The organism is Rhodococcus sp. T2V (genome assembly GCF_029269925.1).
Lineage (GTDB): Bacteria > Actinomycetota > Actinomycetes > Mycobacteriales > Mycobacteriaceae > Rhodococcus_F > Rhodococcus_F koreensis.
In genome coordinates this window covers 1-13,784 of the sequence record NZ_JARJBD010000089.1, presented here as the reverse complement: position 1 = coordinate 13,784, position 13,784 = coordinate 1, and the positions used below count along the sequence as shown (strand labels likewise).

The following is a 13,784-nucleotide window of genomic DNA, read 5'->3' as shown; positions in this document are numbered from 1 at the left end:
CGAACGCATGGCGGTCGCCGCGGATCCGTTGTGGACCAACGAGGGCCAGGTCCTGTGGGTGCTCGAGCACAGTGCCGGGACCGATGACCTCGCATCCGTGTCGGCGATCGCCACAGAACTCGGCGGTCAGCCGCAGGCGGTGGTGTCAGCGCTGCGGAAACTGGCTGACAGTGGGGCGGTTGCCGCGCATACCGTCGGTGGCCGCGAAGTCTGGGGCACGCTGTTCTACGGCGCGAGCGCACTCGTGCTGATCCAGGTCGCGATGGCGGTCGTTATTGTCCTGCCGGGCACCTTCTGGCGTCAGCGCACGAGCGCCGGCGCATAACACCTGTGGCCCGCGGACGGTGCCCCGTTCCCAAGCTGGGACGCCACCCACCCCGACCGCGTTCTCGCTGAGCAACTGTGCGCCGCGGCGGCGGAATCCCTACGCGACGAATGGCCGGACCTACATGGAGAAGGTCGGTGAGTGTGGCGACAGCCACTGCCGCACCCGCGTCATCCGTTCTGCGGGTTTGCCATCGGAGTCAGGTGTCGGACCGACCAGTCGGAGTGACGGTCGTAGAGGCTGTGCAACCAGTTCTCGACGACGTACCTGCCTTCGGGCGTTGCCGGATAGCTGCGGACCGAGGTCGAACCACCTCACGAGTACCGCCTGACATGCCATCCAGGCTGGTCCCGGTCAACATGTGTTCATTTCCGTACGCGAGGGAGCTGAAGGTCGGAACGATGAACAGCGCCCGCGCCGGAGCCCTGACCGCGCGGCGGTCGCACCACGAAAGGGATTTCGTCTTCTCCCCCCGTCGGTTCCGAGGCGCAGCGCATAGATTCCCGACGCAGATCCTCACGCTGGTCGCCCGCGGCGACAGCAACGCTGATATTGCCGCCGCGTTGCAGGTGAGTCGGCGCACGGTCGCGACTAACCTCGAGAACATCTTCGCCAAGATGGGCACCCGGTCGAGGGTGCGAGCGGCCGTGCACGTGACCCGACTCGGCCTTCTCTAAACACACCACTTCGACTCCGGCGTCGTTCGGTGACCGGTCTGCGGCCCAGTGAACCCCTGAGCCCGCCGTGCATCGTGGTGGTCCGGTCCCTCGTCCTGCGCTACGGAACGTGGCCGGATTCGATACGGGCGACAAGGTCGGCTTCGTGGTCTCTGACCTCGGTGGCCACAGTGAGAAATGCCTGGACCAAGGAACTGGCGTCACCTCGCCACCCGATGCAGAGCGCCGATCCCGGCACGTCCTCGAGGGGGAGGTAGACCAGCGACGGGCGCGGGGCGAAGCGCCCCATGCTGGGCACCGAAATCGTCATCGTCAGCCCGGCCGCGACATTGTCGAGTTCCTCGTCCACGGAGGCCGTATCTCGTCCTACTCGCGGCAGAATCTGTTTGTCGACACCGAGGTCGCGCAGGGTCCAGAACGATCGCCAGCGCGGGTCGTCGGTGCGCGGCGCGGAAATGACCTGGTCCTGCAGGTCGCGCAGCCGGACGGACTTCGCCGCCGCCAGTGGGTGCGACGACTGCATCGCCACCGCCCGAGGTTCGGTGAACAGGGTCTCGGTGTGCAGGTCGGCGAGATCGATAGGGGGGCGCAGAAAGGCGACGTCGGTCTCGCCGGAGCGCAGTCCACAGGATGGGTCGGTCTGGTTGAAACTCTCTACTTGGGGGGTCACAGAGGGATGGGCAGCCCGGAACGCTCCGATGATCAGGGGAGTCAGCTCGAGAGCCGACGCCGCGAAGAACCCGATCCGCAAGACACCGGACATGTTGTTGTGAGCCCGGCGCGCCTCCTCGATGCCGGCGTCGAGGATGGTCAGGGCTCGGCGTGCTGCATCCAGAAGTACCTTTCCGGCGTCGGTGAGTTCCACAGTGCGCGTGGTCCGCTTGAGCAGTGGTACGCCCACGTCCCGTTCGAGTTCGGTGATACTGCGGCTCAGACCCTGTTGAGACACGTACAGCATCTCTGATGCACGGGTGAAGTGCAGGGTCTCGGCCACGGTCACGAAATGACGCAGCCGACGCGTGTGCACATCCATCTCGGCCCGGCCTTCCCGCAGCTTCGCATTCCTTCGCGGTCACATCATCTGTCACCTCACCTGTGATTAACAACTATTCCGCGTTAATCCGGGCGAATTCACTGTTTCCCTCGCCCCGGTCGCCTCCGGCAGACTCAAATCGAAGGGAGATGTGACGTGGATCTCTGAGTTGAAGGAAGTCAGCTCTCGCGCATCGGAGGCTTCGCCCCAGTGGCCGCCGATTACCCTCAAAGCCCAAACAGGGTGCCGCGATTGGAACCGGCCTGCGGCACCGACCCGGACAGCCCCGGTCGGGCCGTCGCCGTCCCCGCATTCCGCGGTGAGGCTGTTCGCCGCACGCACCCGGCGCCGCCTCGTGCCCAACAAATCGAAAGCCATCGGTCATCGGAGGACTGCAGTGAACCGAGCTCATCCCTATATCCCCAACGCCGAACCGCAGACACGGCAAGCAATGCTCGACAAGGTGGGCATCGACACCGTCGATGATCTGTTCGCCTCGATACCCCAGCGTCTGCGTGCCCCGGAGAATCTCGGTCTGCCCCCGGCTTTGGAGGCCGAAGCCGACCTGCGCCGCTATTTCGACAGTGCCCTGGCCCGCAACACCGACACCACCGAAAACCTGTCCTTCCTCGGCGGCGGCTGCTGGACGCACTCGGTCCCGGCGGTCTGCGACGAAATCGCCGGACGAGGAGAATTCTGGTCGGCGTTCATGGGCATCGCCGGATCCACAACCACCGGGGCCTACCAGGCATTGTTCGAGTACCAGAGCCTCGTCGCCGAACTGGTGGGATTGGACCTGGTCCCGTGGCCGGCCTACGACTGGGGATGGGCCGCCAGCAGTGGGCTCCTGATGGCGGTGCGTGTCACCGGCCGCTCCCGCGTCCTGATCGCCGATACCAGCGGTCCCGCCCGCCGCCGGCAGATCGCCGCCCGACTGCCCGACCGCATCGAGATCGAGTGGGTCGGACACGACCCCGTCACCGGCGGTGTCGATCTCGACGACCTCGGCCGCCGCGTGGACGGTGCGGCAGCGTTCTACTTCGAGACGCCGTCCTACCTCGGATACGCCGAGACCGAACTGCGGACGATCCGCCGCCTCACCCACGAAGCCGGGTGCCTGCTGGTGGCAGGAGTCGATCCGACCTCGTTGGGTACCCTGCCCGATCCCGGCAGTTACGACGCCGACCTGGCCGTCGGCGATCTGCAACCACTGGGTCTGCATCCCACCTTCGGCGGCACGGCGGCCGGTTTCATGTCCTTCCGGCTCGACTCCGATCTCGTTGCGGCGCTTCCCAACATCTATCTCGTTGCGATGCCGACCGCACGTCCCGACGAGTACGACTATTTCTGGGCGAACTTCGATGACACCTCCTACGCCTCGCGCGGCGTCGCCGACGACGTCATCGGTTGCGGTTCGACCATGCACGGCATCATCGCCGCGGTGTACCTGTCGCTGATGGGCCCACAGGGCATGGCCGAACTCGGACAGACACTGCGCGACCGGGCGGCGTATCTCGCCGACCGGCTCGGTCAGGTTCCCGGCGTCACCACCGCCCGGCTGACCGGGCTCGCGTTCAAGGAGTTCGTCGTGGACTTCTCCGAGACAGGGTGGTCGGTCGAGCGCATCAACGCCGCCCTGCTCGACCGCGGAATCTTCGGCGGCATCGCGCTCGAAGCCGACTTCCCCGAACTGAGCGGTTGCGCGCTCTACAGCGTCACCGAAAAGCACACCCGTGACGATCTCGATCGTCTGGCCACCACCCTCGAGGAGATCCTGCGATGACCATCCGTGAACACTTCCAGCAAGCGGCGTGGCAGGAACCGCTGATCACCGAACTCGGCAGCCCGGGCCTGCGCGGTGTCGCGGTACCCCGCTTCGACGGCCCCTCCGCGCCCGCGCTCCCCGAAGGCCTGCGGCGACCACAGGCACCGGCCTTGCCGGAAATGAGTCAGCCGCACGTGCTGCGCCACTTCATGCGCCTGTCGCAGATGACCCTGGCACACAACATCGCCATCGACGCGCCGATCGGAACCACCACCCCCAAGTACCCCCCGGTGGTCAACGAACTGATCACCCGGCAGCCCAAGCTGGCCGAGCTGCACCCGTCCCAGCCCATCGAGACCGTCCAGGGAATCCTGCAGCTGCTGTTCGAATTCGGGGAATGCCTCAAGGCGCTGTCCGGCATGGACGCGGTCGCCATGCAACCCGGCGGTGGCGCGCATGCCATCTTCGCCAACGTCCAGATGATCCGCGCCTACCACGCCAGCCGCGGAGACCACCACCGCGACGAAATGATCTCCACCCTCGCCACCCACCCGACCAACCCGGCCGCAGCCTCGGCCGCCGGTTTCAAAATCATCGAGATCCCCCCGAGCCCCAGCGGCTCCGTCGACATCGACGCCGTCAAGGCCGCGGTCTCCGAGCGCACCGCCGGACTGTTCCTGAACAACCCGGAAGACACCGGCGTCTTCAACGTCAACGTCGACAAGATCGCCGAGATCGTCCACCAGGCCGGCGGCCTGTGCTCCTACGACCAAGCCAACGCCAACGCCACACTGGGACTGGCCCGGGCCCGAGAATCCGGATTCGACCTCGCCCACTTCAACATCCACAAAACCTTCGGCGCCCCGATGAACCTCTTCGGACCGGCCGCCGGGGTCGTGTGCGTGACCTCCGAACTCGAACCGTTCCTGCCCACTCCGCTGGTGGTCAAGACCGACGACGCGTACACCCTCGACTTCGACCGACCGCAGAGCATCGGACCCATCCGGGCCTGGCAGGGCAACATTGGAACGCTGGTCAAGGGCTACGCCTGGCTCCGCTCGATGGGGGAGGAGTGGATCCGTGAGGTCTCGCGCATCGCCGCGCTGAACAACAACTACGTCCAGACGACCATGGAAAACCTGCGCGGCGTCTCGGTGTCCTTCCCCGAGAACACCGAAAAGCGCATCGATGTCGTGCGCTACTCACTCGAAAAACTGCAGCAGGACACCGGATTCGGCGCCGAGGACCTCAACGACCGGATGATCGACTACGGCATCTCGGCAGCCTTCACCGCCCACCACCCCTACACCTCACCCGAACCGTTCACCCTCGAACCGACCGAGTCCTTCGACCGGGACGAACTCGACGAGCTCACCGAGGTGTACAGCCGCGTCGTCGACGAGGCCTACGACCAGGCGGAGACAATCGCCACCGCACCGCACCGCGGAGCAAAAGCGAAGATGCACTTCCAGATCCCCGCCCCCGGCGAGGTACCCCTGGCGACGGCCCGCCTGCTGCGTGAGCACCGCGGCACACCACAGTCCACCCCCACCACACCGGCGAGCACCCACCCATGAAACGCCTCGGCCTGATCGTCAACCCCTACGCCGGGATGGGCGGCAGCGTCGGACTCAAGGGCACCGACGGGGTGATCGACGAAGCCTGGCGACGCGGCGCCCGCCAGGGCGCCCCGGCCCGGGCGGTCCGCGCCCTGCGTTCGCTGCGGTCGACCGCACCGGATATCGAGGTCCTCACCTGCGCCGGACAGATGGGTCAGGACGAGGCACAAGCCGCAGGCCTGACCGTCACGGTGGTGCGTCCGGTCGCCGACCAGAGCACCGCCGACGACACCCGCCACGCCGCCGCCGAGTTCGTCGACCAGGGCATCGACCTGCTCCTCTTCGTCGGCGGTGACGGCACGGCCACCGATATCCAGGCGGCAGTGGGCGACCACATCCCCGTGGTGGGTGTGCCCGGCGGCGTGAAGATGCACTCGGGGGTGTTTGCTCACACCCCCGAGGCAGCCGGGATCCTGTCCGGGCACTTCCTGACCGGCCAGGTTGCCGACCTGGCCGAACGCGAGGTGATGGACGTCGACGAAGTGCAATTGCGCGCCGGAATCCTCGCTCCCCGACTCCTGGGATACTTGAACGTGCCCGACGCCGGCATCCTCGTCCAACACCCCAAGCGCCGCGGAACCTCGGACCGTCAGGCTCGCCGGGAGATCGGAGCAGCGGTCCTCGAACACCTACCCCCGGGGGCGCTCGTCGCCGTCGGACCCGGCACCACCGCCGGCGCCGTGATGGAGACTCACGGACTCGCGCACACCCTGCTCGGATTCGACCTCATCCGGGACGGCCACCTCGTCGCCGCTGACGTCACCGAAACCGACCTCCTGCGCCACGTCGACAACCTGCATGTCATCGTCGCACCCACCGGCGGTCAGGGCGCACTGCTCGGACGAGGAAACCAGCAACTCACCCCGGCAGTCCTGCGGCGACTCGACCCGGAACGGCTGATCGTCGTCGCCACCCGGGATCGGCTGGCAGCACTGGCCGGACGGCCACTGCTGATCGATCTCGACGACCCGGACCTCGCCGCCACCCTGACGGGCATCCGCCGGATCCTCGTCGCACCCGGACGCACCGTCGCATACCCCGTCGCGAGCACCCCAGAACAGCCAAAACAATTGTGCGCGAACGCAGCAGAGTAGGCGCGGGGCACCGCGCACCCGGACAGACACCACGAACACACCAACCCCACCAGGAGCCCCACATGTTCTCACTCACCGACCGAGTCGCCGTCGTCACCGGCGCCGCCTCCGGAATGGGCCTGGCCATCGCCCGACGATTCACCGCGGCCGGCGCCACGGTCGTCATGTTCGACCGCGCGGACGGAACCGCACTGGCCCAGGAGCTCGGCGCGACCTTCCATCAGGTGGACGTCACCGACGAAGCATCCATCGCCGCAGCCTGTGACGCCGTCGCCGAACAGCACGGCCGCATCGACGTGATGGTCAACAACGCCGGAGTTTTCGCCACCGCCGCCATCGAGGCGTCCTCCGATGCCGACTGGACCCGGCAATACCAGGTCAACACCCTCGGCCCCATGCACGGGATCAAGCACGCCGCCCGGCACATGCCCGAAGGCGGCTCGATCATCAACACCTCATCGGTGGCAGCACTCATGGGCTTCCCCGAATACGCCGGATACTCGGCATCCAAATCGGGAGTGGTGGCACTGACGAAGGTCGCCGCACTCGAATACGGGCCGCGCGGAATCCGAGTCAACTGCATCTGCCCGGGATCGGTCGAGACCCCAATGCTCGCCTCACAGGACAACGCCGCCGAGGAAACCGGATTGGTGACCGTCGCCTCTCCAATCTGCCGCATCATCAAGCCCGAGGAAGTCGCCGCCCTGGTCCACTTCCTGGCATCCAACGACTGCGGCGCGGTCACCGGCGCCATCATCCCCGTCGAGGGAGGACTGACGAGCGGTTTCACCCCGGCGCTCGCCGACGCGGCCATCACCAGCCTCGCCGCCCTCACCTAGACCCGAGGAGGCCGTCCACCCGAAATCGCCCTACCGGGTGGCCGACCCCGAGTCCGAGACCCTCACCCCTGTGAGATCGAGCCCGGTGACGACCTCGGCCAAGCACGACCCGATCGACACCTGCCCGCACCGCCACCGAGAGACGAATGCCATGACCCACCCCACTCTCGTGGTCATCGACCCGGTCACCGCCGGGTCGAGACGGCCAATAGCTCAACGTCTCCGACGACACGACCCCACCGTTCCCGTGGTCCGTGCCGACGACGCGGGTATCACTCGCGGCGACGGTGTCTTCGAGTCCCTGCCTGTCGTCCATGGCCACCCGCACGCCCTCGACGCCCACCTGGCCCGCCTGCAACACTCGGCCGCGCAACTCGACCTGCCCGAACTCGACCTCACCGCCATCGACGCCGCAGTGCAGTACGCAATCGAACTGCACGAGCACTCCGAACTGCTCGTCAAGATCGTCGTAACCCGGGGCGTCGACCACAACCCGACAGCCTGGGTCCATGCCTCCACCGCCCCGGACTACACCAGTCAACAGCGCGAGGGCGTACGAGCGGTCACCCTCGACCGCGGCTACCGCAGCGACATCGCCCGGACCTCACCCTGGCTGCTCGCCGGCGCCAAGACCCTGTCCTACGCCATCCACACGGCAGCGCTGCGCGAGGCCGGACGTCGGGGCGCCGACGAGGTGATCTTCGTCAGCACCGACGGGTTCGTCCTGGAAGGACCGACCTCCTCGGTGATTGCCCGCTTCGGCCAGGTCTGCGCGACCCCGGCAACGGACCAGGGAATCCTCGCCGGGACCACCCAGATCACCGCCCGCGAGGTGTTCGCCTCACACGGCTACGACACCGTCGAACGCCCCATCCCCCGAGACACCCTCGACCGGTGCGATGGTCTGTGGCTGGTCTCGAGCGGTCGCAAGGCCGTACCCGTCGTCGAGCTCGACGGCAGGCCGCTACCCGTCGATCGCATCCTGACCGACCTCCTGCTCCGCGGGTTGACCGACGCCACCGATGCGGCATCCCCCCTGTGGGGTCGGCTCGGACTGATTCCTCGGTCGGCCACATCACCAACCCGCAGCGTCCCGTCAAAGACCCATCTCACTGCGTGCCCCACGCACCACACTCACCGCTGACAATCCCCTCTCGCAGTCAGGCACCCTCATGTCCACACAATCCCCCTCGACATCCCCACAACCTGCACACTCCGCCGCATCCGCACCTGCTTCCGACCCGCTGGGGAAGGGAATCGGCGTGCGGGGCATCGTATTTTTGGTCGCCGCCGGCGCCGCCCCCCTCGCCACCACGGTGGCGGTGTTCCCCGTCATCACCAGCGCCAGCGAAAGCACGGTCTCACCGCTGTTCTTCGTCGTCGCCGCGGCGGCGCTGGCCGTGTTCGCTGTCGGTTTCACCCGAATCGCCAACGAAGTCAAGGACGGTGGAGCGTTCTACGACTACATACACGCCGGGCTCGGGCGCATCCCCGGGCGCGGCGCAGCCACCCTGGCACTGGTCGCCTACGCGATGCTGTTCGTCGCTCTAGTGGCATATCTCGGGGCCGCAACCGCCGGCACCGTCGAGTACTTCACCGGCACCCCCACCCCATGGTGGGTGTGGAGTGCCGGGTGGCTACTCGTCACCGGTGTCCTCGCGTATCGCGACATCGCACTGAGCACCAAGGTTCTCGGCATCTCGCTGGTACTCGAGGTCGCGATCATGGTCGTTCTGGACTTCGTGATGGTCTTCCGCGGCGGCCCCGACGGCCGGACGGCAGCCGCATTGAACCCACTCCATTTCACCGAAGGCACCCCGTCGCTGGGCCTGATGTTCGCCTTCTTCGGTTTCGTCGGCTTCGAAGCGACCGTCGTCTTCCGTAGCGAAGCACGCGACCCACACCGGACCATCCCGCGGGCAACCTACCTCTCGATCTTCGGAATCGGCCTGTTCTACGCCTTCAGCCTCTTCGCCGTCACCGTCGGTGCCGGCCCCGAGGGCGTGGTGTCCAAATCGGCGGACAGCCCGCAGACCCTACTGACCGATCTGGCCCGGACATTCCTGGGAGTCGTCGCCCAGGACGGCGTCCAGGTTCTCGTTCTCATCAGCATCTTCGGGTGCTTTCTGACCTTCCACAACGTCCTCGCCCGGTACACGTTCAACTTCGGATCGGCAGGTCTGCTCCCGGCCGCCCTGGGCCAGGCCCATCCCCGCCATCACGCCCCCTCCCGGGCCTCCGTCGCCGTGACCATCCTCTGTGCCGTCGCGATCATTCTGGCCGTCATGCTGCGCCTGGATCCCGTCACCGACGTGTACACCTGGCTCTCCGGAGCCGCCACCTTGGGCATCATCACCCTGATGGCGATGACCTCCCTCGCAGTCCTGGTGTTCTTCCGCGGACCCGACCGCGGCCCCTGGGTGGCAACACGTCTCGCGCCGGCCTGTGCGCTCCTCGCCTTCGCGACCCTCATGGTGCTCGTCGTCATGAACTTCCCGTCCCTGGTCGGAGGAGAAGGCGTCGCCATCGTGCTGATCTCGGTGCTGCTGGTTGCCCTGATCGGCGGAGCCACCACAGCAGCGATCGGCGCCCAGACGACCCGCACACCCCACCGAGAATCCCGACCCGGCGCCTGACACTCCGTCGGCAGGCAGGAGTTCGCCGCAGATCGAACGTTCCTGATCGCAGGGAAGGCGCCACCGAAGCTGACCAGTCACCACAGCCGTCTCGCTCGCGCGATACAACCGAGCACAGATGCCCCCGAGTCAGGTCGGCCAGGTGTACCGACCACGCGACATCCCCACACTCAACAAACGGCGAAATCACTCTCGCCCGAGAGAAAGTGAGCAAAACCATGACCGGTCAGTTGAACGAGAGAAGCGTCGTCGTCACCGGCGTCGCCGACGCACGAGGAATCGGCTTCGGAACCGCGCGCGTCCTCGCGGAAAAGGGTGCGCGACTGACACTCGTCGATATCTCCGAACAGGTCCACGAACGGGCAGCAGAACTTCAGGAAGACGGCTTCAAGGTATCCTCCGTCACGGTCGACCTGACCTCGTTCTCCGAGGTGACGTCCATGGTCGACCAGATCGTCGCCGATGCGGGAGCGATCGATGCCTTCGTCAACCTGGCCGGCATCGCGGCGCGCGGCAAGAAGAACGATGACGTGCACCTGGACGTCCCGCGGATTGCCGAGACGTCAGAAGAGGAGTGGGACCGTACGATCGCCATCAACCTCAAGACGCAATTCAATTGCGTCCGAGCAGTGTTGCCGTACATGATCGACCGGTCCTACGGGCGCATCGTGAACTTCTCGTCCGTGACCGGGCCCGTCGGCGCGATCGCCGGTCTCGGCGCCTACGCGGCGGCCAAAGCGGGCGTCCTCGGCCTCACCAAGACGATCGCGCTCGAGAATGGTCAGCACGGAATCACGGCCAATGCCATCGGCCCCGGCTACATCGCAACGGGCGCAACGACCCCGGGGATGCTGCTCGGAGGCGAGAACACCCCGCTTCGGCGGTGCGGCCAACCGCGGGAAGTCGGGGCGCTCGTCGCCTTCCTCGCCGCGGAGGAGTCCTCCTACATCACCGGCCAGTTATTCGTCGTCGACGGAGGCAACATGATCCAGGAATACAAGGGGCCAGGCGAACTCGAACTCTGAGCGAGATACCCGCCCGATGATCGTGTCCCCTGCCCGGTCCGTGAGGACAGATGAACTCCGGCACGGTTCCTGTAGTCCTGACCTGACCAAGACCACGTCAGTCCCTTGCCGCCATTCGCCGACCGCACTCACCGTTCGGGCCAGGACCAGCGGATATCCACCTGATGCGCCGACGAACACCAACGTGAGCCCGAAGCGTGAGTCCGAACTGCACAACCGTGACGGCATCTCATGCCTGACCGTCACGCGCTGATCGAGAACTGGAGAGCCCCATGACCGAAATTCGTGACAGCCGGTTCGCTGGACTTCTCCGGCTCGCCGCACCAGATGTGCTTCAAGACCTACCCACACGAACCAACCGCTAAGTGAGGATATCGGTCTCACCGCTTTGACTCCTAGTGCCAGAAGCCAGACATATTAAATCTCAGCGCTTCTGGCGGCATTGATCATGATCTTGCTGCTCTGGTTCTCCCAGAACGGTGTGACGGTGATCGGCAGGCCGCCGACGTCCTGGATAATCGAATCCAGCCCGGCCAGTTCCGCCCGACGATCCAGATACGCCGCCGTCGTGAGATCATGACCGCCGAGCGTCAGGACGTCAAAGGGTAGGAATGTCACAGGGATCCGCTTCTGCAGCGGCTTCGTCGCATGGGCCACCCCGAGCCTCTTCTGGAGGAGCCCGAACGAGGGTGTGCCGTGATCGAGAGCGACCAGTTCGCCGTCGAGGACGAGGCGGTCGTGGCGGCCGAACGCGGTCGTCAAGGCGTCGGCGATCTCCGGGTACGAGGAGGTGGCCACGTTCATGTTGCGGGTCCACAGCACCGGCTCCTGGCCGCCGCCGACCGAGGCCAGGATCCGGCACCCGTCGTACTTCATCTCGAAACTCCACGGCCGTTCCGCCGTGTCGTCCGGCAGGGTGCCGGCCGTGGCCAGCATGGGCGCGATCAGCCGCATACGCCCGATTGTGCCCGGGACCTGCGGACTGCGCAGGGGGAAGGCTCAGGACCGCGCCCAGTGCATCGATGGGCGGTCGTGGTCGCCCCGTCCTCGCCCGCAGCCGGGTTGCCGCGATGGGTTGGTGTGTCGGCACCGAGGGAGGGGGAGTGCATGTTGGCGTGGTTTCGTCGGCCCGGTCGATCTGCACGAGGGGAATCGTCCGCGGAGCACGATGAGCGGGTGATCGACGAGGCGCTGGTGGCGGCGCTGACCGGTGACCAGCGCGAGGACTACATCGAGGCGTTGCTCGAGCGGGCCGATGTCATGACGGAATTCCACGTCGACAGCGTCAGGTCGTGCTCACGCGGCGTCAAACCGTTGGGGCAGCTGGTGCGCTCGCCGGAGGAGATCCGCGACGAGACCGCCACGTTGGGCAGGCAGCTGAGTTCGCGATAGAGGTGGGGCACGGGTCAAGAGAAACAGGCCGCCACCCACCAATCCACGGGACCCCGCAGATCAGGACGGTGACGGATCACCGGTCTGGGCAGTGAGTGGCGACCGGTTACCCGTCGCAATGGTCAGAGTAGATCCTCCCTCCGACATTGAGCCTCGGAGCCGAGTCCGTGGGCGGGCCACCCTGGGGCGGGTATCCCGGGGAGGAGCCCATCCCCAAGGGGCCGTTCGTGCCGTTGACCAGCTGCATGAGCGGCACCTGTCGTGCGGTCAGGCAGTGGTGACGATCCGGATCTCGGGATCGCCGTCACCGCCGCGCAGGCGGTAGTGTGGACAGGCGACCACATGGTGGGGCACTCGGATCGCCTGGCGGTCGGTGTCGAGGTAGAGCCGGTAGGCCAGTTGCCCGTCCCGGTGCTCGCCGGTGTCCGGGTCGACGGCGCCGAGGAAATACCCCTGGGCGGCGTCGATGTCGGCGAAGATCGCCCGCGCCCACTCGTTCGGTTCGGCGGTAGGGAGATGCCGGGGCAGGCCGGTGGCGGTGTCGACGCTGTGCACGAGCACGGTGACCACGAACCCCGAGACCGCCGGCGCCCACGGCTCGGCCTCGAACACCGTCAGCGAGGTGTGGACCCGCAGTGCGACGTTCGTGCCGGTCCGGGCCGGGGTGGTGATGATATACGGGTGCGCCGACGGCACCAGCGTGCTCAGTAACGGCAGCACCGGAGGTTGCTCGGCGGGGACGTCGCCGGAGGGAGCAGACACCAGTAAAAGGCTACAAGTTCACCCGTTCACGGTGTCCTTGCGCGATCACCCGCACGGCGGCAACAGCCCGTGCGCGTGGACACGAATGCCCACAGTCCGTGTGTGCGCTGCGCTGATTCTCGGGTCGGGTAGGCGGCCGCGGCGGCCTTCGCGCGCGCTGTCGAACGGTGCTCGACGGTCAACCGAACTGCCATGCGCGATGCTCCGTGGGTTCTCGGTGGCCGGCGGCCCCGGCCAGGCTATGCGTCCGACCCGGCGGCGCAGCCCAGGAGGAAGCGTCCGACCCCGCGAGTCGGGCCGCTACCGAGGACTGACATTGACTCGAACTCATGTTCGAAATGCGTGTTATGCTCTCCCTTGTGGGGCGGGTGGAGGCCGAGCGCCTCGGGAAGCGTCCGCCCTGCGCCAACTTGAGTGCCGAGGTGAGACCGATGGACAGTGTGATGAGCAAGGCCGATGAACTCGATCGTCTGGTGGGCGAGCTGGTGACTCTGGACGAGCAGCGCGTGTGTATCGGCACGAAGCTCGTCGATCTCGAGCACTGTTTCCGCAAGGCCGGCTACCCCGAGTTGTCGCGGCGGGCGCTCGATGCCTTCATGACGCGGTATCTGGGACGC

The 13,784-nt window shown here is 66.6% G+C and carries 14 protein-coding genes; 11 read left to right on the top strand and 3 right to left on the bottom strand.

From position 1 onward, the window contains the following. Nucleotides 1–7 precede the first annotated feature (7 nt). Both P3H15_RS42575 and P3H15_RS42570 read left to right on the top strand, forming a co-directional pair. Complete coding sequence (locus tag P3H15_RS42575; protein ID WP_276142794.1) at nucleotides 8–325, top strand: hypothetical protein; 318 nt, start codon at nucleotides 8–10, stop codon at nucleotides 323–325. A 401-nt stretch (nucleotides 326–726) separates the two neighbouring features. Beyond that, nucleotides 727–1,002: a response regulator transcription factor gene (locus P3H15_RS42570; protein WP_276142793.1), complete on the top strand. Its 276-nt coding sequence runs from the start codon at nucleotides 727–729 to the stop codon at nucleotides 1,000–1,002. A 100-nt stretch (nucleotides 1,003–1,102) separates the two neighbouring features. Here the strand turns inward: P3H15_RS42570 and P3H15_RS42565 are convergent, their stop codons facing one another. Further along, a complete protein-coding gene (locus P3H15_RS42565; RefSeq protein WP_276142792.1) occupies nucleotides 1,103–2,035 on the bottom strand; it encodes a LysR substrate-binding domain-containing protein in 933 nt (310 codons plus the stop codon). 397 nt (nucleotides 2,036–2,432) lie between these two features. On the opposite strand from P3H15_RS42565, the gene gcvPA reads away from it, so the two are divergent. The 7 genes from gcvPA to P3H15_RS42530 all read left to right on the top strand — a co-directional run bounded on the left by gcvPA (nucleotide 2,433) and on the right by P3H15_RS42530 (nucleotide 11,013). After that, nucleotides 2,433–3,818 carry an aminomethyl-transferring glycine dehydrogenase subunit GcvPA gene (gcvPA, locus tag P3H15_RS42560; RefSeq protein ID WP_276142791.1) on the top strand — a complete coding sequence of 462 codons (1,386 nt, stop codon included), beginning with the start codon at nucleotides 2,433–2,435 and terminating at the stop codon, nucleotides 3,816–3,818. Beyond that, on the top strand, nucleotides 3,815–5,377 hold the full coding sequence (gene gcvPB, locus P3H15_RS42555) for an aminomethyl-transferring glycine dehydrogenase subunit GcvPB (protein WP_276142790.1): 1,563 nt from the start codon (nucleotides 3,815–3,817) through the stop codon (nucleotides 5,375–5,377). The genes gcvPA and gcvPB overlap by 4 nt, the downstream gene beginning before the upstream one ends. After that, the gene (locus P3H15_RS42550; RefSeq protein WP_276142789.1) at nucleotides 5,374–6,513 is read left to right on the top strand and encodes an ATP-NAD kinase family protein; all 1,140 of its coding nucleotides are present in this window, start codon (nucleotides 5,374–5,376) and stop codon (nucleotides 6,511–6,513) included. The genes gcvPB and P3H15_RS42550 overlap by 4 nt, the downstream gene beginning before the upstream one ends. Nucleotides 6,514–6,575: 62 nt before the next feature. Next, nucleotides 6,576–7,352, top strand: coding sequence for an SDR family NAD(P)-dependent oxidoreductase (locus P3H15_RS42545; protein ID WP_276142788.1), 777 nt, complete (start codon nucleotides 6,576–6,578; stop codon nucleotides 7,350–7,352). Between the two features lie 151 nt (nucleotides 7,353–7,503). Continuing rightward, the gene (locus P3H15_RS42540) at nucleotides 7,504–8,496 is read left to right on the top strand and encodes an aminotransferase class IV (protein ID WP_276142787.1); all 993 of its coding nucleotides are present in this window, start codon (nucleotides 7,504–7,506) and stop codon (nucleotides 8,494–8,496) included. A gap of 118 nt (nucleotides 8,497–8,614) precedes the next feature. Beyond that, the gene (locus tag P3H15_RS42535) at nucleotides 8,615–9,988 is read left to right on the top strand and encodes an APC family permease (protein WP_276142786.1); all 1,374 of its coding nucleotides are present in this window, start codon (nucleotides 8,615–8,617) and stop codon (nucleotides 9,986–9,988) included. A 218-nt stretch (nucleotides 9,989–10,206) separates the two neighbouring features. Further along, entirely contained in the window at nucleotides 10,207–11,013 is an 807-nt protein-coding gene (locus P3H15_RS42530) for an SDR family NAD(P)-dependent oxidoreductase (RefSeq protein WP_276142785.1), read from the top strand. Between the two features lie 417 nt (nucleotides 11,014–11,430). On the opposite strand, the gene P3H15_RS42525 is transcribed toward P3H15_RS42530, so the two are convergent. Then, nucleotides 11,431–11,967: a hypothetical protein gene (locus tag P3H15_RS42525; protein ID WP_276142784.1), complete on the bottom strand. Its 537-nt coding sequence runs from the start codon at nucleotides 11,965–11,967 to the stop codon at nucleotides 11,431–11,433. 222 nt (nucleotides 11,968–12,189) lie between these two features. Here P3H15_RS42525 and P3H15_RS42520 point away from each other — a divergent pair, with 222 nt between their 5' ends. Continuing rightward, nucleotides 12,190–12,405, top strand: a complete 216-nt coding sequence (locus tag P3H15_RS42520) for a hypothetical protein (RefSeq protein ID WP_276142783.1) — start codon at nucleotides 12,190–12,192, stop codon at nucleotides 12,403–12,405. A gap of 267 nt (nucleotides 12,406–12,672) precedes the next feature. Here the strand turns inward: P3H15_RS42520 and P3H15_RS42515 are convergent, their stop codons facing one another. Continuing rightward, entirely contained in the window at nucleotides 12,673–13,125 is a 453-nt protein-coding gene (locus tag P3H15_RS42515; RefSeq protein WP_276142819.1) for an N-formylglutamate amidohydrolase, read from the bottom strand. 371 nt (nucleotides 13,126–13,496) lie between these two features. Between P3H15_RS42515 and P3H15_RS42510 the strand changes: the two genes are divergently transcribed. After that, nucleotides 13,497–13,784: hypothetical protein (locus tag P3H15_RS42510; RefSeq protein ID WP_276142782.1), on the top strand; the 288-nt coding region annotated here is incomplete at its 3' end.